We start from the raw sequence: 21,608 nt of genomic DNA, 5'->3' as shown, positions 1-21,608 counted from the left end.
ACACCAAAACGGTTGATCCAAACCTATCCCTGGCTCAGGTGGCTCAAGCTCGACCTGGGCGTGAAGCGCTGGGTGCTCCTGCTCTTCCTGGGCATGGTGGCCCTGGGGCTGGGTATGGCGTTTGTGCTGGTGGACGTTTATCGTGAGGGCGCTCTGCCGCCGGCCTTGCACGTGCTCACTTTGCAATTCCTGCCGCACTGGGCGCGGGCGGCCCTGCTGGGCGTGCTGGGCGCGGGCGCCGTCGTCGTTGCGCTCTGGCAACTTAGCGACACTCTGCTCTCGCCGTTCGCCGGCGGCCAGCCCATCGTCAAAATGGTGGCCGATCATCGCCGCAAACATCGCGGACCAAAGGTGGTCGTCATCGGCGGCGGAACCGGCATGGCCACCCTCCTGCGCGGGCTTAAGCGCCACACCTCCAACATCACCGCCATCGTCACCGTCGCCGACGACGGCGGCTCGTCGGGGCGGCTGCGGCGCTCGCTGGGCGTCCTGCCGCCCGGCGACTTTCGCAACTGCATCGCCGCCCTGGCCGACGACGAAGCCCTGATCACCCAACTCTTTCAATACCGTTTCGGCGCCGGCGACGGACTCGAAGGCCACTCGTTTGGCAACCTGTTCATCAGCGCCATGGCCGAAGTGACCGGCTCGTTTGAAAAGGCGCTGGTCGAATCGAGCCGGGTGCTGACGATCCAGGGGCGGGTGATCCCGGCGACGATTCACGACGTGACTCTGGTGGGCGACCTTCGTTCAACCGAGACGGTGTACCGCGTGGAAGGCGAGTCGGCCATTCCAGCCGCCACCGGTTCCATCGAGCGAGTCTTTCTACAGCCCGACGACGTGCCCGCCTATCCCGAAGCCATTCAGGCTATCCTGGCCGCCGACCTGATCGTGGCCGGGCCGGGCAGTTTGTATACCAGCATCATTCCTAATTTGCTGGTGCGCGACATCGCCGCCGCCGTGCGCGCCAGCCGGGCGCTCAAAGTGTACGTGTGTAATGTAGCTACCCAACCCGGCGAGACGGATGGCTACAGTGTGCTCGATCACCTTCGGGCGCTGGAACTTCATGCCGGCGAGAATTTGTTCCCGGTCGTTGTCGCCAATGATCGGCAGGAGGGCGATCTTCTGCCGGGCCTGGGGTGGGTGAAGCTTGATCCGCCCGTCAACGGCTCGCGCCGGTTGGTGGCCGCCGACGTGGCCCAGCCCGGCAAACCCTGGCGGCACGACTCGACCAAGCTGGCGAATTTGCTGATCAAGCTGATCGAAGAAAACCTGGTCGCACTGTAAACAATCAGGCCACGAATTACACCAATGAACACGAATTTTTAAATCATTTCGTGAAATTCGTGGCAAGAAAATTGAAGGAGACTTATCATGGCAAAAGTAAAAGTTGGTATCAACGGTTTTGGCCGCATCGGGCGGCAGACCCTGCGGACGATCAACGAACGGCATCCTGACGAGATCGAAGTGGTGGCGGTCAACGACTTGTTTGACCCGGCCACCAACGCCCACCTGTTCAAATACGACTCGACCTATGGCCGCTACCCCGGCACGGTGGAAGTGGTGGACGGGGCGCTGGTGGTGGACGGCAAGACGATCAAAGTGACGGCTGAACGCGATCCCGGCGCGATCAAATGGAAAGAGATGGGCGTGGAAATCGTCATCGAGTGCACCGGCCTCTTCACCGACGCCAACAAGGCCAAAGCCCACATCGAATCGGGCGGGGCGAAGAAGGTCATCATCTCGGCCCCGGCCAAGAACGAAGACCTGACGGTTGTGCTGGGCGTGAACTGGGACAAATACGATCCGGCCAAACACAACGTGATCTCAAATGCCTCTTGCACCACCAACGGCCTGGCTCCGGTGGCCAAAGTGTTGAACGACAAGTTCGGCATCCAGAAGGGCTTGCTGACCACAGTTCATGCTTACACCAACTCGCAAAAATTGCAGGACGTGGGCGCGAAGGACGTTCGCGACGCTCGCGCCGCCGCCCAAAACATTGTGCCGTCGGAGACGGGCGCGGCCAAAGCCGTCGGCCTCGTCATTCCGGAACTCAAAGGCAAGTTTGGCGGCATGGCCTTTCGTGTGCCGACTGCAACCGTCTCGGTCGTGGACTTCACCGCCGTGCTTGACAAAGAGGTGACCAAAGAGGAAGTGCGCGCCGCGATGAAAGAATATGCGGACGGGGCGATGAAAGGAGTGCTGGAGGTGACCGACGAGGCGCTGGTCTCCAGCGACCTGCGCGGCACGACGGCCTCTTCGGTGTTCAGCGCCATGGACACGCTGGTGCTGGGCAACATGGTCAAAGTGGTGGCCTGGTACGACAATGAGTGGGGCTATGCCTGCCGCGTGGCCGACCTGGTGGCGATGGTGGCGAGCAAATTGTAGTCAAGTAGTCAGGTAGTCAAATGGTCGAGTGGTCAAGGCAAGACTACCCGACTACTTGACTACTCGACTCACCGACCATGAACAAGAAAACAATCCGCGATATTGACTTGAAAGGCAAGCGCGTTCTCGTCCGCGTGGATTTCAACGTGCCGCTCTCAAAAGCGCCGCAGGCAGACGGCAGTTATGCGGTGACAGACGACACGCGCATTCGGGCCGCCCTACCGACGATCCAGTATTTGATGGCGCAGGGAGCAAAGCTGATTTTGTGCTCGCACCTGGGCCGGCCCAAGGCCGGGCCGGAACTTAAATCGTCGCTGGCCTCGGCGGCCAAACGCTTGGGCGAACTGCTGGGCAAGCCTGCCGCCCTCGCGCCTGACTGTGTTGGGCCGGAGGTTGAGAAGATGGCGGCGGCGTTGAAAGCCGGCGATGTGCTTCTACTTGAGAACGTGCGCTTCCATGCCGAAGAAGAAAAGAATGACGAGGCCTTTGCCAAACAACTGGCGGCCCTGGCCGAAGTTTACGTGAACGACGCCTTCGGCTCGGCGCACCGCGCCCATGCTTCAACCGAAGGTGTGGCGAAATTTCTCCCGGCGGTTGGCGGCTTCCTGATGGAAAAGGAATTGGAGTATCTGGCCGGGGCGGTGACAAACCCGGCTCACCCGTTTGTGGCGATTTTGGGCGGGGCAAAAATCTCCGACAAGATCGGCGTCATCGAAAACCTGCTGACGAAGGCCGATAAGATTCTAATCGGCGGCGGGATGGCGAACACGTTTTTCAAAGCCCAGGGTCTCGAGATGGCTGACTCGCTGGTGGAAGAGTCGAGTTTGGATATAGCTAAAGCGTTGATGGCCAAAGCCGGGCACAAGATCGTTTTGCCGGTGGATGCGGTGCTGGGCGACAAGTTCGACGAAGAGGCCGCCTCTCAAACAGTGGCGGTTGCCCCTGGAGTCCCGGCGGGTTGGCGCATTCTCGACATCGGGCCGAAGACGGTCGAACGATTCGGATCAGAACTCAACGGGGCAAAGCTGGTGGTCTGGAACGGACCGATGGGCGTGTTCGAGTTCCCCAAGTTTGCCGTTGGCACGAATGCCGTGGCGAAGCTGGTAGCCGAAAGCGGGGCGACGACGGTGATCGGCGGCGGCGAGTCGGTGGCGGCGGTGGAGGGGGCCGGGCTGGCCGATAAGATGAGCCACATTTCCACCGGCGGCGGCGCAAGTTTGGAACTGTTGGAAGGGAAAGTTCTGCCGGGCGTAGCGGCGTTGCTGGATAAGTGAGGCGACTATTGTTTCTGGGATAGCAGAGCCGCCTCGACGCGGTTGCGGACGTGAAGCTTTTGCAGAATGTTGGTCATGTAGTGCTTTACGGTCTTCTCGGTCAGGTGGAGTCTTTGCCCAATCTCTTTGTTGCTGAAACCTGCGGCAACCAGTTCAAGGATTTGATGTTCTCGTTCGGTGAGTTCGTCAAACTTGTTGGCCGCAGGTTTTTCTGTTGTAACCGTCTTGGCGGCTTTTGTTTCGGCCAGGAGGCTGGCGGCTAAAGCCGGCGTGACGTAGCTCTGGCCGGCGACGACGTCACGCATAATGCGGATCAACTCACGCGACCCGACCCCTTTGAGCACATAAGCAGACGCGCCCGCCTTGAGGGCCTTCACTACGTGGCCTTCTTCTTCTGAAACGGTGAGCATGATGATCCGGGTGGCCGGGCAGTCGGCGGCAATGGCTTCAACGGCAGATAGACCGCTCCCCGGCATGTCAATGTCCAGAATGATCACGTCGGGTATGAGGTTTTGCGCCAACCGGATTGCTTCACTGGCGTTGGCGGCCTGGCCGACGATTTCAAAGTCAGCCTCTTCTTTGAGAATCGAAGCGACGCCCTCCCGGAAAAGGGGATGGTCGTCGCTGAGAACAATGCTGATCTTGTCGGTCATTCTTTGATTTCTTCCGGACGAAGCAGGAGGCGGGCGATTACTCTTGTGCCTTGCCCCGGGGCGCTTTCGATCCGGAACATTCCCTCCAGGCTTTCAATTCTATCTCTCATCCCGGCCAATCCCAAGTGGTGTTCAAGGTTCTTGAGTTTAGTGATGTCGAAACCAGGCCCCTCATCACAGACCTCAACGCTGAGCAGGCCCACGTTGTATCTGGCCGTCACCTGCTGACCCGCCCCGCCGGCATGATAGAAGGCGTTGTTGAGCGCCTCCTGAATAAAACGATACACCGCAATTTTTATCGGCAGGGGCACTTGAGCCGGAAGGCGGTTCAGGTTCAGGTTCACACTGGTGCCGGTTTTGTGCTCGTGGGCGTGGACGGCGCGGGCCAGGGTGTCGGTAAGAGAGAGCGCGTCAATCTGCGGCAGGCCCAGGCCGGAGGCAGTGGCTCTCACTTCTTGCAGGGCATGTTGCAGGGAACGCTGGATCGTTGCCAAATCGCTATCAGTAGAGCCGTTTTTGGAGGCAGGGTCGGCCAGGTGTCCGGTAATTCGGTCGAGGCGCAGGAGGGCCAGGCTGATGTCTTGAGCCGGCCCGTCGTGCAACTCGGCCCCGATGCGGCGCAGGAAGTGTTCGTTGAGCATAGTGGCGTTGCTGGTGGCGCGGCGCACCCGGTCGTATAACTCTTCATTTTGCGCCAGGACGTTTGTCAACTGTGACACCCGATTGTTCAGTTCGCTTTGCTGGCGGTTGATGACGCGGTTGGCCCTGAACATGAAACCCACCAGAAGAAGATAGACGGTCGTCATCACAATGCCAACTGCCGCCCAGCTTCGGCGCTGAGCGGCGGCAATGTCTTTCTCAAGCTCATAGGGCGTGAAATAAACCTCAGCAGAGGCGATGACTTGACTGGCATGGTCGCGGAAGACGGGGATATAAATCTCGAATAGCCGCTTGTGGTCAATCCGTTCCAGTTGGTTTTCTTCCAGGCTTAAGTCGCTGATTTCAGCAGTTATATTACCTTGAAGAGAGCGGGCCAGGTCCTCTTCGACAGGGAAAATCCGGCCTATTAATGACGGCGCAGAGGCGTACAGAATGCGACCGTCAGTCCCCCACACCTTGAACGAAACAATTTGCCAACCCTGCACTTCAGTGTCCGACAGCTTGCCGAGTGTGGCAACGTGCTCCGGGGTCAGGGTCTGGCCATCGCCAAGTTCCTGAAGGGCTGGGCTGATAAAACTTTGTATATAAAGGGCGGTAGTGGCCCCCGCCTCTCGAATGACGCTTTCCCTTATTTGCTCCCCCACCCACCAGCCGATTCCTAACGACCCCAGAATCATCACAATCAGGCTGATGATTGAAAATCTTTGAGCCAAACCTGGGTTTTTCACAATAGATTTTGTTTCTGAAGGAAGAGTGGGATATTTGTCACCCGACTATTGTACTCAAATTTTGACTAATGTAATCAGACTTTAGTCAAATTTTAGTCATGACAATACTCATGTTTTCTTAATAAACCCCGGCTTGCCACCCCTCTGAAACTTTTGAGCATTTGTACTGGGCACGCGCAGTACACGATCACATTTTCGACGATCACGATGATCTGCAAAAGCACGTCATGCCGGCTTTGAGTTGATACACAAAGCCGGGCAGTTTTGTTGAACTCTGCTCATTTAGCTTAGCACGGCTTCCAGCCGCAACCAAAAGGCTTTAGGACGCAGACCCTTGCACCGCCCGCAAGGGCAGGTGTGAATGCGGACGCTTTGCGCCCTGGCAACTTCGCGGCTTCGCGTTAAAAAATCCTCGTTACACCCGGAAGAGCCAACATAGTTCAACCTCACATTGGCTTGCCAGTCTTAGTGCCTATCCGAATAACCAGAGGGACCCTTATGGTTTCCGAAACCCTAAGGGTCTTTCGGATAGGCTCTTAGCCTGTTATCAGACTAAAGTCTGAAAGTGCTTACTTTGGTCGTAGCCAAACACAAGACTATGGCTAGTTATGTAGGACCCTGCATTCTGATACTCTCTTTATTGGGAGTAATAAGATTGTATTGCTCCACAATTGGCGGCTACGTTTTGAAGTCCTGGAATTTGGGCATGCAAACGCATCTTACTTTGAACGGGTTGGCTCAGGCGGGAGCGGCATTGGAAAAAAAGACGAACCCGGGGGGACGACGGGTGCTTATTGTTGGAACAGGGTCAATGTTTGAGCACGGCGTGGAAAGCCTGCTCACCCGTGAAGCCAATGTTCAAGTCTCAGAAATTACGCATACCCGCGAAGACTCATTCATCCAGGATGTTTTGCGGGTGCAACCGGATGTGATCGTTTTTCACGAGATGGGGTCGTTCAATTCTGACCGGATTTTTGAGTTGCTCAAAGCCCTCCCAGAGATGAATACCCTGCGCGTGATCATTCTGCGTTCGGCCAATGCGGCGATTGACCTCTACGAAAAGAGGACGCTGACCGCAACCCAGGCTCAGGATTTCGTCAATCTTGTTTGCCGGTGGGCTTGATAGAGGAAAGGCAGGGCAGGATATTGAGGAAAAAATAGATTTCAAAACGAAGTTATGCCGGCGAGGCGGGCCGACAGGAGTGGAGCTCGACTGGCCCGGCAAATCAAGAAAGTCCTATCTGAGAAATTATCAACGGTGCCTGGCGCTTTGCGGGGAGAGCTTCAGCAAAGAGCCTGGCAGTGATATCCAATAATTTTCATGGGAAAGTGAGGAAGAAAGAAATGTTAGATAATATTCATCAAGGGCTTGCCCGTATTTCTCGTAAAACCTATCGGCAAGTCAAACCGGCAATGCGCGCCTCGGTGGCCATGCTGATGACGCTGGCGATTCTCATGTCGAGCGTCGGCGTAAGCCCCTCGCGGGCCGCGCCGGCCGCGGCCAACATCGTCGGAGCAGGGTTCGTAGTCACCCCCGCCGATCTGGCCTTCATCCTCAAGCAGATCAAGATCGCTGAGGCGCACGTCGCGGCAGGACCAGGCCCGTTAACGGATCCGGCCAATTGCCAAGCCATGATCGGGACCGGCCCGGACCAGATCGTGAACCCACTGCTCTCCTTCGGTCTGCGGACCGTGGACGGGTCGTGCAATAACTTGCAGATCGGCCAGGCGACCTACGGCGCGGCGGACCAGGCATTCCCGCGCCTGACCACCCCTGTGTTCAGGGATGCGGAAGACAATCTGTTCGCCCCGCCGGGAACCCCGACTTCTTACGCGCAGACATCTGGGATGGTCTTCGACTCCCAGCCGCGCGTAATCAGCAACCTGATTGTTGATCAGACCTCGACCAACCCGGCTGCAGTTCAAGCCGCTGGCTTCCCATTGCGCAGCCAGGGGGGGAACCCTGTCGTTCCGTGCGCGACGGTTCCTGGTTCTGACCCGCCGGTTGATATTTTCCCGGCGACCCCCGTGGGTTGCGTACCTGCGTTCCAAACCTTATTCATCGAGAACGTGACCACAGACGTCGGCCTCTCGCCGCCCTTCAACTCGATGTTCACGATCTTCGGGCAGTTCTTTGATCACGGCCTTGACAAGATCACCAACGGCGGTAATGGCGTGGTCTTCGTCCCGTTGAAGGATGACGACCCACTGGTTGCCGGACCCGATCACATCTTCGGCACCATCGATGACTTGGATCCCGGTTTGCGGTTCATGGTCCTGACACGGGGTACCATCATGACCGGTCCTGACGGTTTCCGCAGCGCACCCAACACCGACACTCCGTTCGTGGATCAAAGCCAGACCTACACCTCGCATTCGTCGCACCAGGTCTTCACCCGTGAATACGTGAATAACATCAATGGCGTGCCGGTTTCAACGGGTAAGTTCCTGTCCTCGCCCGATGGCGGCCTGCCTACCTGGGCGATGGTCAAGGCCCAGGCGGCGACCCTGCTCGGGCTCCAGTTGACCGACGCCAATGTCGGCAACATCCCGATGATTGCCGCCGATCAATACGGCAAGTTCATCCCCGGCCTGTTGCGCGGTCTTCCTCAGTACGTGACGGCTAGCGGTCTCGTCGAGGGCGACACAGCCGCTCCGGTTCCTGTGCCGGCGGATGCGTTCTTTATCAATACTGCCTTCTTGAACGACATCGCCCACAGCGCCGCCCCGACCTTCTCTCCTCCCGGCGTGCTGTTCCCTGACACGGACCTTGTGGTTGGATCGAGTTTGGCCACGACGGTCCCTGCAGGCTCCTACGATGATGAACTGCTCGACATCCATGCGATCTGCGGCGATGGCCGTTGCAACGAGAACATTGCGCTCCAGGCCGTCCACCAGATCTTCCACAACGAGCACGACCGTTTGATTGACAACATCAAGGGCGTGCTTGTCGCTGACACAAGCGGAGTTACCACCCTTGCCGACTGGCAAGACGCTCTTGGCGCGTCTGGCTGGAACGGCGAGCGCCTCTTCCAGGCGGCCCGCTTCGTCAACGAGATGGAGTACCAGCACCTGGTGTTCGAAGAGTTCGCCCGCAAGATCCAGCCTGGGATCAACCCCTTCCAGCCATTCGCCTTCAACCAGACGGACGTCAACCCGGCCATCGTGGCTGAGTTTGCCCATGCCGTCTACCGCTTCGGCCACTCAATGCTGACCGAAGACATCGCCCGCACCAACGCCGACGGGTCGCACAACGACATCCCCTTGCTCGACGGGTTCCTCAACCCGGCGGCCTATCACGATGGCGGCACTGCTGGCGTGCTCACCTCCCAGGAGGCCGCCGGCGCCATCATCATGGGCATGTCAGACCAGGCCGGCAACGAGATTGACGAGTTCGTGACTGAAACGCTTCGCAACAACCTGTTGGGCCTGCCTCTCGACCTGCCCACCATCAACATGACCCGCGCCCGCAGTGAAGGCATCCCGTCGCTGAACAACGTTCGCAAGCAGATTTTCGCGGCCACGAACGACGGTCAGTTGGCGCCCTACACGGAATGGGTGGACTGGGGCCAGGCGCTCAAGCACCCCGAGTCGCTGGTCAACTTCATTGCGGCCTATGGCCGGCATCCCAATATCACCGGGCTTGATCCGGACGGCGCAGGCCCAATCCTGGCCGGCGATCTAAAAGCCAGGCGTATGGCGGCTGACCAAATCGTCAATGGCACGGTTCTCCCCGGGCCGGATGGCATCCTCGGCCCCGATCCGAGCACTGCCCTTGACGATATCCCTGCCAATGGTGGGGCCGAGCATCCTTTCATCGGCGACGATCCCCTCACCCCCCTCTTCGATGAAAGCCTTGACGATACCCCTGCACTCCCCGGCCCTGATGGCATCCTCGGCCCCAATCCAGCCACAGCCGCTGATGACATCTTCCCGCCCACCGACAGCGCCGACTTCATGTTCAGCACTGGTGCCTGGGTGAACGCTCCGGGCAACGTGTCCATCACCGGGGTTGACGACATTGACCTGTGGGTCGGCGGCCTGGCCGAGCATACCAACCTGTTCGGCGGTTTGCTAGGCTCCACCTTCAACTACGTGTTCGAGAAACAACTGACCGATCTCCAGAACGGCGACCGGTTCTACTACCTGGCCCGCACCCCGGGCATGAACCTCCGGGCCCAGCTCGAAGGCAATTCGTTCGCCGAGCTGGTGATGCGCAACACAAATGCGCACACCCTGAAGGCTGACGCGTTCGCGACAGCCGACTGCAAGTTCGAGGTGGGCAATCTCCGCAGCCTCGGCTACCCGGCGGCCCCGGGCAGTTTCATCACCGGCCCGGGCTCGGTCAATGATGACCCGGCCTCGGACTGCGACGAAAACCGCCTGCTTCTCAACAGCCCAACCTGGGAGATCAGGTACCGCTTGATTAACTCGGTAGACCCGTCCGGTATCAACGGGCAGGCCGTCTACAACGGCACTGATGCTGTCGACCGCATCTTCGGCGGCGACGACAGCGACACCTTCTGGGGTGGCCTGGGTAATGACATCATCGAGGGCGGCGACGGCGCTGACGTACTGCTTGGCGGTGAAGGCAATGACATTTTCACCGATAATGCCGGCGACGACGTGATGAAGGGCGGCCCCGGCAACGACGCTATGGACGGCGGCCCCGGCCTCGACCTCCTCCTGGGCGGTGAGGGTAAGGACTTCACCAATGGTGGGGCCAATACCAACGAGACCTTCGGCGGACCAGGAGACGACTTCATGATCGCCGGCCAGGGTGAAGACGCCATCTTTGGCGACAGCGGCGATGACTGGGAAGAGGGCGGCGACCAGCCTGACCTCTTGATTGGCGACAGCTCCACCCTGTTCTTCGACGACCACAACCTGCCCGGCCACGACATCCTGATCGGTCAGGGCGGCGACGATGACTACGACATGGAAGGCGGTGACGACATTGGTGTGGCTGGCCCTGGCGTCGAGAAGGTAGCTGGCGCCTCCGGGTACGACTGGTTGATCGGCCTCGGCGATCCACAGCCCCAGAACACCGACCTGGCCCTGGTGATCGCGGTCGAGGGGCAGCCCCCGGCGAACGAGGTCAGGGACAAGTTCAACGAAGTCGAAGCCCTCTCCGGCTGGAACCACGACGACATCCTGCGCGGTGACAGCGTGATCCCCAGCCAGGTGGGCGGCGGCGGCTTTATCGGCTGTGACGCGCTCGACCAGGCGGGCCTTGACCGCATCGCCGGCCTCGACGACCTGGTTCCTCCGCTGTCCACGCCGTTGGCCGACGTTCTCGCCCGCTCCTTTACGCACCATTGTTTGCTGACCGGCGACTTCGTCTGGGGTGAGGGCAACATCCTCCTCGGCGGCGCCGGCAACGACCTGCTCGAAGGCCGCGGCGGCGACGACATCCTTGACGGCGACAAGTACCTGAACGTCCGGCTGAGCATTCGTAACAGTCTGGGCGCTGAGATCGGCTCGACCGACCTCATGGAACACGCGGCACTCTCAGGGAACTTCGGCCCCGGCACGGCAGGAATGACTCTGCAACAAGCTGTGTTCGCCGGCCTGGTTGACCCTGGCAACATCTTTGCCGTTCGCGAAATCCTGTCGCCAGCAGTACTGGGCGCCGACTGCACCGACTCATTTCCGCTCAACTGCGACTCGGCGCTGTTCTCAGGCCCGCAGTCTGAGTACACCATCACCTTCAATGGGGACGGCAGTGTGACGGTCGCCCACACTGGTGGTGGTGGCGGCGGCGGCCTTCGCGCCAACGACGGCACCGACACGCTTTGGAACATCGAACAGCTTATCTTCTGTGACGTTCCGGGCCTTCTCAACGGAACCTGCGATGTCTTTTCTGCGCCGTTCCCGCTGACGCCGGCCCCGGTGGCGACAGTAGTCTCGCCCACATCGCTGGGACTGGACTTCGGGACAGTGGCGGTCGCTGGTGGCCCCTCGACTCCGCAGACCATCACCATCCAGAACACCGGTACTGCTAATCTCTCAGTCACCAGCGTCACACCCGGTGGCACTGACTCGGCAGACTTCACAGTTGTGAACGGCTGTATAACAGTGGTGACGCCGACCTCCACATGCACTATCGGCGTAACCTTCGATCCCACCACAATCGGCGCGAAGTCGGCTAACATCAGCATCGCCCACAACGCGGCCGGGTCACCCATCACGGTCAGCCTGACCGGCATCGGCGGCGCGCCAATTGCTAGTGTGGCGCCCGGCTCGCTGGCCTTCGGCTCAGTGACCACCGGAACCATCTCGCCGGCGCAGTCCATCACGGTCAGCAACACCGGTAACACCAATCTCGTGGTGTCCGGCATCACACTGACTGGCGATGCGGGGCAGTTCACGATCGTATCGAATGCCTGCGGGACCGTCACACCTGGCGGCTCCTGCAACATTGACGTGGCCTTCGCGCCCACCACAACGGGCGGGAAGTCGGCTGCGGTCGTCATCGCCCACAACGCAGCCGGGTCGCCCTCTATCGTAACCCTGGGCGGAACCGGCGTGGCGGCCCCGGTCGCCGGCCCGACCATCACCCTCCCGGCCAATACCAACTTTGGCACTCGCCGGGTCGGAACGGTTCGCACCCAGACGGTGACGGTAAGCAATCTTGGCCCTGGCGTCCTGACGATTACCTCAGCCTCCACGAGCGCGCCGTTTACGGTCACGTTGGGAACCTGCGCCGCGCCGGTTGCGGCGGGAAGAACTTGCAAACTCAGTGTCACGTTCGCTCCGACCGCGGTCGGGGCAGTCAGCAGAACGTTGACGGTGGTGAGCAACGCTTCCAACAGCCCGACGAACGCGCTTGTCTCTGGAGTCGGGAGGTAGTAAATCAACATGACTTGACTGCGGGGGCGGAATCTAATCCGCCCTCGCAGTCACGAAATCAGTAATCAACGATCAATGAGGCCACCCAACCCTTGCACCAGGTTGGGTGGCCTCTTTCAGCGCAAAACGCTACTCCGAATGCTATAACTAGTTCTTCGGTCTATACCCGCCTGCGACTAAAGTCTTAAGACGTTGACCAAAGTTAGTGTGTAACAAAAGACCATTGCTCGTTATGCAATGGCTTGTATTCTGATATTGTTTATTTGGATTTACTAGGTGGTATTGCTCAAATTTAGAAACAAACAGCCAGCCGAGGGACGTTGGGAGCGAATCTCGACTGGCTTGGGTGAAGATCGGCGTGTTTGCGCGCCCCTTCCGATTCGGTTTTACTAAAGTCTGTCAATAAGAGTTTATACAAGAATATTTTCGCTCCCGCCGGGTTGCTAATCCGCCGCGAGCGCTGTTTGCCTGTCAGCGCCAAAAACGTTGGGGGACTCGAATGGTTCAATTGTTGCGCAAGACAAAACATACTGCCACCCACACGACCAATAAGCAAATGCTGGCCGCTCAAGAGCCTGGGGCCGGCCGGGTGCGCGCGCTCCTGCCGCTGATTATTTTTCTGGCGCTGGTCACGACCCTGGTCTTTGCCGGTCTTCTTCAGGCAGGCAGGATGCTTGCCGATGGCGCTAACAGGCAGTCCCAGGCGGACTCCGGCTCATTTACGGTTGGCCAATCCATCCCGACTAGCTTTGGCGTTGTTGCCATAGAAGGCATCGAGAACCTGACCGGTTTGACCTCTCAGGACCTTTCCGGGGTGACGCATGGCATTCAAAATCTCGTCCTGGCCGATCAGGCGCAGATACAGGTGTCCATCTTGTTGACCAACCACTTGAATAGCGCCATCTATTACTCGCCGACCCAGTTTCGCTTGTTAGTGCAACAAAGCCTCGACCCGGTGTTGCCGTCCGGGTCTACCATCGAACCTGGCATGTTGGACGCAAATTCCAGTATTGAAGCCACTCTTAGCTTTGTCGTGCCGCGGAACGGCGACAAGCTATGGATCAGGTATGACGATCCGGGCGGCGCCAGTCCAATTCTCGTAGATGCCGGGCGGGTGGATGAGGCCCCGGCCAGTGTTCTCGACGATATTCACCATTAAAGTTCTGGGCGTTCATCACAAACGCATCTCTATCATTCTGAAAAGGTGGCTGACATGAAACCCTACTCTGATATATCCCATTATTTTTGGCGCACGCGCGCGAAGTTTTCGGCGGTGGTGGCGCTCACCCTGGCCCTGTCTTATGGCGGCGGCTTGTGGTTGCAGGTGTTGCACAGCGCCATTGGCGCTGTCGAGCGCAACGAGCCGCCGCCGGTGATTCACTGGTTGCGTGATTCGATGCTCATGATGCCCTTGATCTTCGTGGCTGTTTGGGCGTCAATCCTTCTCGCCCGGCGGGCGTTGATGTTGTTTGGCCGGGGCGCTTCCCGGTTCATGTCGGGCGCGGCGGTGGTGTCGGTTATTGCCGTCACCACCAGCGCCGTCATAGCCGTAGCCAGCCCGGGGCACAACGTCGTCTTTCAAGCCAATCACCACGTTGGCGGCGAGGAGATGCCGTTACTGGCTCACATGTGGTTGGAGGGGTTGCTGGCCCTGGTTGCCAATCTGGCAATTTCGGCCATCGTCTACATTGTGTTGCGCGGGCGTTTATGGACGGCCCGGTTGCCAGGACGCAGCCGCCCGGTTTGGACGCCGATCGCCGCCCGGCGGTTGTTGGCTGTGGGGCAGATTGGCTTGTTGCTCCTTTCAATAATAGGCGCGTCTCCGAACAACCTGGTCACTGCCGCCCCGGCTTCGCTGGCCGGCGGCGCCAACGCCCCTTGCCCGGCTGGCGCGCCGTTGAAGACCTTCGACGTTTCGGCCATTGATGTCACAATGTGGCTCAACCGCTTCGGCGACCACGACCCGAACGCCCAGATGCTGGTGTTGAACAGCATGATTCCGGCAGTGCAGGCTCAGGTAGCGGCTGGCCCAAGCTCTCTTTCGATTGGCTTGCGCGACGACCCGATCCAGCCGTTGGCCATCCGCGCCAATCAGGGCGACTGCGTGATCATCAACTTCACCAACGCCACCGCCCAGCCCGCTCCCGGCGCTACCAGCAATAACTATGGTCTGCACATTGACGGCCTGGCCTTCCAGATCAGTTCGTCCGGCGACGGCATTGGCAACAACCCCCTGTCGTCCGTTCCGGCCGGTGGGACGATCACTTACACTTACTGGATTCCCAACGATCCCACGCTGGAGGGCGCACACTACATTCACCCTGGCCCTGGCAACCGCCAGGCCGTGGCTCATGGCTTGTTTGGTACACTCAACGTCGAGCCGCCCGGTTCCGTTTACTTGAACATGACGACCGGCCAGCCCCTGCTCTCCGGCTGGGAAGCCATCATCGTCCCCGGCTCGGGCAAGTCGTTCCGTGAGAATGTCAAAGTCTTCCATGAGATCGGCAATGAAAGTGAGCGCAACATCCCGGTTGACATCAACGGCAATTCCTTGCCAACCCTTGACCCACACACCGGCGCTTATCGGCCAGGCTCGCGGGCCATCAACTACCGCTCCGAGTCGTTCATGGATCGCCTCAACGTTGCCGAGGACCAGAAATCGGTCGTCTACGGCTCCTACACTTTTGGCGATACCACCAACATCATTCCCCGCGGCTACCTCGGCGACCCGACCAAGTTCCGTCTGGTGCATGGCGGCAGCGAAGTCTTTCATGTCTACCATCTGCACGGCGGCAGTGACCGCTGGCGCTTCAACCCCAAAGCCGATCCGACTTACGACTACAGCAAGACCGGCCTGGACAAGCATCCGGTTGAAGTCCAGTCTGAATCGGCGCGCCTCGACTCACAGTCAATAGGCCCTGGCGAATCCTTCGATCTGGAAATTGAAAACGGCGCTGGCGGCGCGCAACAGGGCGCCGGCGAGTTCCTGTTCCACTGCCACATTGCTCACCACTACTTCTCGGGCATGTGGGGCTACTGGCGTGTGTACGACACCCTGCAACCTGACTTAGCGCCTTTGCCCGACCGCGCGCCCCTGCCTCAAGCCGTCAACTCCTCGGCCCTGATTGGCAAAACGATCAACGGCCAGACGATCACGGCTCAGAATCTGGATGCCTGGATTCGGCCTCAGCTTCCGACTCAGGGCGTGACCCACGACATCAACGTTGCCACGCGCGACACGGCTGATCAGGACGCCTCGGTGTGGGACTGGGCGGTTGACAATTCGACCGGCCTCTACCTGGGCGAGCCAGACCGGCTGACACCTAACTGGCCGGACTATGCCAATGTGGTTCCCGGCCATCCGATGGCTTTGATGGTTGACCAAACGGTTCAAAGCACTTACCTGCTCAACGGTAGTCCGGTCACGTTCAGCAGTGGCGGGTATATCGGCGACCGGCCCAAGATTCTGTTCAATCCAACCAACGGGCGGCCCGCCTGGCCGCTGTTGCGCCCGCATATCGGCAAGCGCCCACCGTTCTCGCCGAACGGCCACTCTGGCGCGCCGTATCTCGGCGAGTATGGCGGCACGCCGCCCGACCCGGCGCTCTCGATTGACCCCTGGGCCAACCGCTCCGACGGCATCTGCCCGGCAGGCGCGCCACTGCGCACCTTCAACGTCGTCGGCCTGGCTGTGCCAATACAAATCACCAAAGCAGGCCAGATTGACCCACTCGGCGCATTGGATGTGCTGGCACAAGATAAAGATGCGGTCTATGCCAATAGCAAAGTTTACGCGGGTGTCCAGCATAACGAGCCGTTGGCGATTCGTGGCAACATTGGAGATTGTCTTGCCGTTACCTACGTGAGTGAACTCACGGATGGCGGCAACGAAGTGCCCTACTCCAAGACCAACATTCACATCCACCACGTCCAGTTTGACACGCAAGCATCCGACGGCGTGATCTCCGGCTTCTCGTTCGAGCAGTCCATCCGCCCGTACAAGATCGTGGATCCGCAGTTGACCGCCGCCGCCAACCCCGGCGAGGCAGTTCTGCATCTGTCCAGCGTGGCCAAGTTCCAGAACGGGGTGTGGATCGCCATTGGGATGGGCACAGAAGGCATTGAGATTCGGCAAATCACGGCGATTAACAACGCCGCTTCAACCGTCACCCTCAACAAGCCCGTGGCTAACGCTCACCCCGCAGACGAATGGGCCGGCGTCGAATTCGTGCAGTATCGGTGGTACCCGGACGTTGAGTTGGACAACATCTTCTTCCATGACCACGTCAACGGCATTCACGGCTGGAGCCATGGCATGGTGGGCCAGTTGGTGATCGAGCCATTCGGCTCGACCTATCATGACCCGGTGACCGGCGCGGAGATCAAGTCCGGGGCCATCGCCGACATCCATACCGATCCTAACTGCGTTCCCAATCCCGACAACCCCAACCTGCCGTCCAACACGACGAACCAGTGCGCGTTGATCCCCGGCGTGATTGACGGCAGTTTCCGCGAATTCGTGCTGTGGACGATCAACGATCACGACCCGATCGAGGCGACGCTCAACTTGCGCGCCGAACCCTGGTCGGATCGCAGTCTCGATCCGGCGCTGCGCTTCAGTTCCAACAGCCCGCAGGGCGACCCGTACACGCCGCTGTTCCGAGCCTACCTTGGCGACCCGGTCGTCATCCGCAACATCAACGTCGGGCAGGGGACGAATGTCCTGCACATTGACGGACATCGCACCTTCTGGGAGCCGCGCTACCGCGACGCGCTCGGCGTTGAGTCCAGCCCGATTGACGCCTTCCATTCGACCGTGTCTGAAAAGTACACACTGATTTTGGATGGCGGCGCCGGCGGCCCGAACCACGTCCCCGGCGACTATATCTACCACGACGGCGAAAATCGCCGCTTCCAGAGCGGCGCCTGGGGCATCCTGCGAGTGTTGCCCGGCCCGGTGAGTGACCTTCAGCCACTACCCAGCGTCAACATCCCGGCTCAACAGCCCACTTGCCCGGCAAACGCGCCGATCCACACCTTCAATATCAGCGCAGTGGATCTGCCCAGCACGTCGGCGGGCGGCGGCGACAAAGGCCGCAAGGCGGCCTTTGTGCCGAACACGGATGTCACCGCCGTTTTGAACAAGACCAAGTTCCCCGAACCGCTGGTACTGCACGTGGCGGCCGGGCAGTGTGTGAAAGTGTCGCTCACCAACCGGCGCAGCACTGCCAGGGTTTCCTTCCATCTGGGCGGCCTGTTGCGCGACATGAACTCAACCGGCATCAACGTCGGCTTCAACCCCGAGCAGACGATTGGCAAAAACGCAAGCCGCACCTACACCTTCTATGCCGACAATCCCAAACTTGAGAGTGTGTTGATCTCCGACTTTGGCGGCGACAACTCCGGCTGGGACGGGTTGTACGGGGCGATAGTAGTGGCTCCGACAGGCGCGACCTTCAAGAACCCGACGACCGGCCAATCCACCGATACCGGCTCGCAGGTGAACGTTTTCGCGCCGGGCCAGGCGCCTTACCGGGACTTTACCCTCCTGCTGGCCGATCAAGACCCGAGAATCGGCCAGAACACCATGCCTTACCCGGCAGATGTTGACGGCCCGGCGTTGATCAACTACCGAACTGCCGGAATACGACAGGACGACGCCAACATGTTCAGTTCGCTGACCTACGGCGACCCGACAACACCGCTCTTGCGCGCCTACGCCGGCGACCCGGTGAAGGTTCACGTGCTTGGCGCGCCGGCCAGTGAGCAAGTGCATGTCTTCACTCTCGGCGGCATGTCCTGGCCCGGCGACATGTACGTCCATAATGCAAGCCAATGGCAGAATCGGGCTGTTGGGCCGTGGGAGAAAATAGACATCCTGGTTTCTGGTGGGGCAGGCGGCGTTGCCCAGGTTCCGGGTGATTACTTCTACGGCGACATTCGCCGCCCGTTCACCCAGGCCGGTATGTGGGGCCTGTTCCGGGTGTTGACGAATACGTGCGCGACCAGTGGAATTGCAGGGTTGCCATGCCTTACTTCACCTGCCCCAGCCCCAGCGCCAACGGTGACAGGACTCAGCCCGACCTCCGGCGCGGTCGCCGGCGGCACCTCGGTCGCCATCACTGGCACGAACTTCAGCACCACGCCCGGCGCGACTACAGTCAGGTTTGGCGCGAACGCGGCGACGAATGTCTCCTGCCTCAGCACTACGGCCTGCACCGCCACCAGCCCGGCCGGCTCCGGTGTCGTGGACGTGGTTGTAACTGTTGGCGGCCAATCGAGCGCCATCAACAATAGCGACCTGTTCACCTACGTCACCTTGCCGCCGACAGTTACAGGGGTTTCCCCCAACTCCGGCCCGGCGGCGGGTGGCACGGTCGTTTCCATCACAGGCACAAACTTCACACCCGGCGCGATCTCGATTAAGTTCGGCGCGAATGTGGCTACTGGCGTCTCCTGTAGTAACGCCACGAACTGCACCGCCACCAGCCCGGCTGGGTCGGGCGTGGTGGACGTGGTCGTGACCGTTAACGGCCAGTCCAGCGCCACCAGCAACGCCGATAAGTTCACCTACATAGCGCCCCCAGCCGCGCCGACGGTGACGGCGATCAAGCCAAACAAAGGCCCGGCGGCGGGCGGCACGGTCGTCACCATCACCGGTACGGGCTTTAGCACGACAGCCGGTGCGACGGGCGTCAAGTTTGGCGCGAATGTAGCTACGAATGTCTCGTGTACCAGTACCACTACCTGCAAGGCCACCAGCCCGGCTGGGACTCGCAGGACAACGGTGGATGTGATCGTGACCGTCGGCGGCCAATCGAGCGCCATCAGTAGCGCCGACAAGTTCACCTACACTCGCTGATACCAGGATGAGCAGGCGAGCAGCGGGCAGGTAACATAGCTGAAGTAAGCGACCTGTCAATAACAACAAGAGTAATGCGTTTTCTGTAACCTGCCCGGGCTTGTAAGCCCGGGCAGGTTTGGTGCTAACAGGTGATAACCTGCTCTTGAATCCTGGCAAAAAAGTGAGACAATCTGATCGGCCAATCTACATGGGAATGAGGTGGTTGTTTTAGCAGAAAACACATTGCGTTGGAAAAGATATTATGAAGTACTTGCGGCGCTTGAAACCCAGCCTCTTAGTTACATTTACCCTCGTTAGCTTTCTGGTCACCTCGATAATCGCCGGCGCTCTGGCCTTGAGCATCGAGCGGCAATTGGAGCGGCTTACGCTTCAACAGGAAGCTGAAATCGCCGGCGACCAGGTTGCCCTGGTTCTTAATCCGAACCTGAATGCCGGCGACCTGGCCGGCCCCCTTGACACGGTCCGATATGCTCAGATAGACGCGTTAATTCGAAGCTCGATCCTTTACAGACATATTGTCCGCATCAAAATCTGGAATCGTGACGGCCTGCTTATCTACTCGGAAGAAAAAGACCTGGTCGGGCGGCAGTTCCCGATAGACAGCACCCTGCAAGAAGCCCTGGACGGCGGCATTACGGTGAATATCTCCACCCTGGAAGAGGCGGAAAACGAATTTGAGAAGGGGCGCTTTGGCCCGCGACTGCTCGAAGTGTATACGCCTTTGCGCCCTCATGACTCAACCGAAATTCTTGGCTCGTATGAGTTCTACAGCGACATGACCAACCTCGAGCGGCGCCTTGCCGAAATGCGTTACTTTGTCTGGGGGCGGGTCATCCTGGGTTTCGCGATCTTGTACGGTGTGCTGTTTACGCTGGTGCGCGGCGCATCGCGCGAGTTGATCCGCCGCAACCAGGAAAATGCCCGGCTCTACGAAGAGACGAAACAACGGCTGGCCGAGCGCCAACAGGCGGAGGAAGCCCTCCAGAGAAGCGAGAAGATGCTGGAGCGGAGAGTCGAAGATCGCACCCGCGAGATTCAGCGGCAGCGCCAGGTGGCCGAAGGCCTGCGCGACATCATGACCGTGCTCAACTCCAAGCGCGCGCTGGACGAAATTCTGGACTACATCGTGGATCAGGCTGGCCAACTGCTGGGCATGGCCGCCGGCGCGATCTACCTTCAGGGTGAAGACGGCCTGCTCCAAATCAGCGCCTCGCGCGGGGTAGACCCTCAAGTTGTTGGACTAAAAATACCGCCCGGCGCGTTCCCGATAGGGCAGGTCGTATTGAAGCGCCAGCCGGTGACTGTTTTCGACGCGAGTCCTGCCATGCCGGAATTGCCCAGCGGCGGGCTTGCCTTGTCTGCGCCGGAGAGCATTGCACTGGAAAGCATGTTTAAACGTTTCCCGGCCTGGCTGGCCGTGCCGCTCGTCGTCAGGGGTGAGGCTTGTGGCGCAATTGCCCTTTTCTACTACGAGCCGCAAGAATTCTCCGACGAAACGATCCGGTTGATCACCGCTTTTGGCGATCAGGCGGCGCTGGCTATTGAGAATGCCCGGCTGTTCGCCGAGGTTAAAGACAAAGCGGCTATTGAGGAACGTCAGCGGCTGGCGCGTGAACTCCATGACTCGGTGAGCCAGTCTCTTTATAGCTTGACGCTCCTGTCCGAAGCCGGACGCCGCCTGAGTGAAGCCGGGGATCTGAAGAGCGCCGGGCATTACCTGACGCGCCTGGGCGAGACGGCTTTGCATGCGCTCAAAGAGATGCGGTTGTTGGTTTACGAACTGCGGCCATCGGCCCTGAAAACTGATGGATTGGCCGAAGCTTTGAGACACCGGTTGGACGCGGTCGAAAAGCGGGCCGGCATGAAAGCATCTATAATATTGAAGGGAGTTATTGATCTTCCATTCCCGGTGGAAACAGAACTTTTTCGGATCGCCCACGAGGCCCTGAACAATACCTTGAAGCACGCGATGGCTACTGAAGTGGTAGTGGCGTTGTGCATCGAAGACGGGCATGCCGAATTAGAAGTGGCGGATAATGGCAAGGGTTTCGATCCCGATGCCCTGAGCGATACCGGCGGCTTGGGGCTGATCAGTATGCGAGAACGGGCTGAAAGACTGGGAGGGTCGTTGATGGTTGTCGCCAGGCCGGGAGAGGGAACACGAATCAAGGCCAGGATCGGACTCTGATTA

General features: G+C 59.5%; 10 protein-coding genes. 8 read left to right on the top strand and 2 right to left on the bottom strand.

Annotated features, from left to right (window positions below; all coding sequences use genetic code 11):
* Nucleotides 1-12: 12 nt before the first annotated feature.
* From HYZ49_03765 to HYZ49_03755, 3 genes are all read left to right on the top strand, one after another.
* Nucleotides 13-1,284 (top strand): YvcK family protein, encoded by a 1,272-nt coding sequence (locus HYZ49_03765; GenBank protein MBI3241391.1) that lies wholly within the window; start codon nt 13-15, stop codon nt 1,282-1,284.
* An 87-nt stretch (nt 1,285-1,371) separates the two neighbouring features.
* Nucleotides 1,372-2,385: a type I glyceraldehyde-3-phosphate dehydrogenase gene (gap, locus tag HYZ49_03760; protein ID MBI3241390.1), complete on the top strand. Its 1,014-nt coding sequence runs from the start codon at nt 1,372-1,374 to the stop codon at nt 2,383-2,385.
* A 77-nt stretch (nt 2,386-2,462) separates the two neighbouring features.
* Nucleotides 2,463-3,659, top strand: coding sequence for a phosphoglycerate kinase (locus HYZ49_03755; protein ID MBI3241389.1), 1,197 nt, complete (start codon nt 2,463-2,465; stop codon nt 3,657-3,659).
* A gap of 5 nt (nt 3,660-3,664) precedes the next feature.
* Here HYZ49_03755 and HYZ49_03750 read toward each other — a convergent pair whose 3' ends face one another.
* The gene (locus tag HYZ49_03750) at nt 3,665-4,312 is read right to left on the bottom strand and encodes a response regulator transcription factor (GenBank protein MBI3241388.1); all 648 of its coding nucleotides are present in this window, start codon (nt 4,310-4,312) and stop codon (nt 3,665-3,667) included.
* A complete protein-coding gene (locus tag HYZ49_03745) occupies nt 4,309-5,685 on the bottom strand; it encodes a sensor histidine kinase (GenBank protein ID MBI3241387.1) in 1,377 nt (458 codons plus the stop codon). Before HYZ49_03745 ends, HYZ49_03750 begins: the two co-directional genes overlap by 4 nt.
* Nucleotides 5,686-6,406: 721 nt before the next feature.
* On the opposite strand from HYZ49_03745, the gene HYZ49_03740 reads away from it, so the two are divergent.
* The 5 genes from HYZ49_03740 (at nt 6,407) to HYZ49_03720 (ending at nt 21,605) form a co-directional block, all read left to right on the top strand.
* Entirely contained in the window at nt 6,407-6,823 is a 417-nt protein-coding gene (locus HYZ49_03740; GenBank protein MBI3241386.1) for a hypothetical protein, read from the top strand.
* A 221-nt stretch (nt 6,824-7,044) separates the two neighbouring features.
* On the top strand, nt 7,045-12,552 hold the full coding sequence (locus HYZ49_03735) for a choice-of-anchor D domain-containing protein (GenBank protein ID MBI3241385.1): 5,508 nt from the start codon (nt 7,045-7,047) through the stop codon (nt 12,550-12,552).
* Nucleotides 12,553-13,051: 499 nt separating this feature from the next.
* Nucleotides 13,052-13,711 (top strand): hypothetical protein, encoded by a 660-nt coding sequence (locus HYZ49_03730; GenBank protein MBI3241384.1) that lies wholly within the window; start codon nt 13,052-13,054, stop codon nt 13,709-13,711.
* Nucleotides 13,712-13,765: 54 nt separating this feature from the next.
* On the top strand, nt 13,766-19,414 hold the full coding sequence (locus HYZ49_03725) for an IPT/TIG domain-containing protein (protein ID MBI3241383.1): 5,649 nt from the start codon (nt 13,766-13,768) through the stop codon (nt 19,412-19,414).
* A 244-nt stretch (nt 19,415-19,658) separates the two neighbouring features.
* Entirely contained in the window at nt 19,659-21,605 is a 1,947-nt protein-coding gene (locus tag HYZ49_03720) for a GAF domain-containing protein (GenBank protein ID MBI3241382.1), read from the top strand.
* The last annotated feature ends 3 nt before the right edge of the window (nt 21,606-21,608 follow it).

It is taken from the genome of Chloroflexota bacterium, assembly GCA_016197225.1.
Taxonomy (GTDB): Bacteria; Chloroflexota; Anaerolineae; order Anaerolineales; family VGOW01; genus VGOW01.
The sequence above is the reverse complement of the archived record's forward strand: the minus strand, read 5'-3'. Positions and strand labels throughout refer to the sequence as shown.

What these genes read in the sequence shown, in the direction of transcription:
- HYZ49_03720 (MBI3241382.1), top strand. Translation starts at nt 19,659, where the DNA reads ATGAAGTACTTGCGGCGCTTGAAACCCAGCCTCTTAGTTACATTTACC.
- HYZ49_03750 (MBI3241388.1), bottom strand. Translation starts at nt 4,312, where the DNA reads ATGACCGACAAGATCAGCATTGTTCTCAGCGACGACCATCCCCTTTTC.
- HYZ49_03730 (MBI3241384.1), top strand. Translation starts at nt 13,052, where the DNA reads ATGGTTCAATTGTTGCGCAAGACAAAACATACTGCCACCCACACGACC.
- HYZ49_03735 (MBI3241385.1), top strand. Translation starts at nt 7,045, where the DNA reads ATGTTAGATAATATTCATCAAGGGCTTGCCCGTATTTCTCGTAAAACC.
- HYZ49_03725 (MBI3241383.1), top strand. Translation starts at nt 13,766, where the DNA reads ATGAAACCCTACTCTGATATATCCCATTATTTTTGGCGCACGCGCGCG.
- gap (MBI3241390.1), top strand. Translation starts at nt 1,372, where the DNA reads ATGGCAAAAGTAAAAGTTGGTATCAACGGTTTTGGCCGCATCGGGCGG.
- HYZ49_03755 (MBI3241389.1), top strand. Translation starts at nt 2,463, where the DNA reads ATGAACAAGAAAACAATCCGCGATATTGACTTGAAAGGCAAGCGCGTT.
- HYZ49_03740 (MBI3241386.1), top strand. Translation starts at nt 6,407, where the DNA reads ATGCAAACGCATCTTACTTTGAACGGGTTGGCTCAGGCGGGAGCGGCA.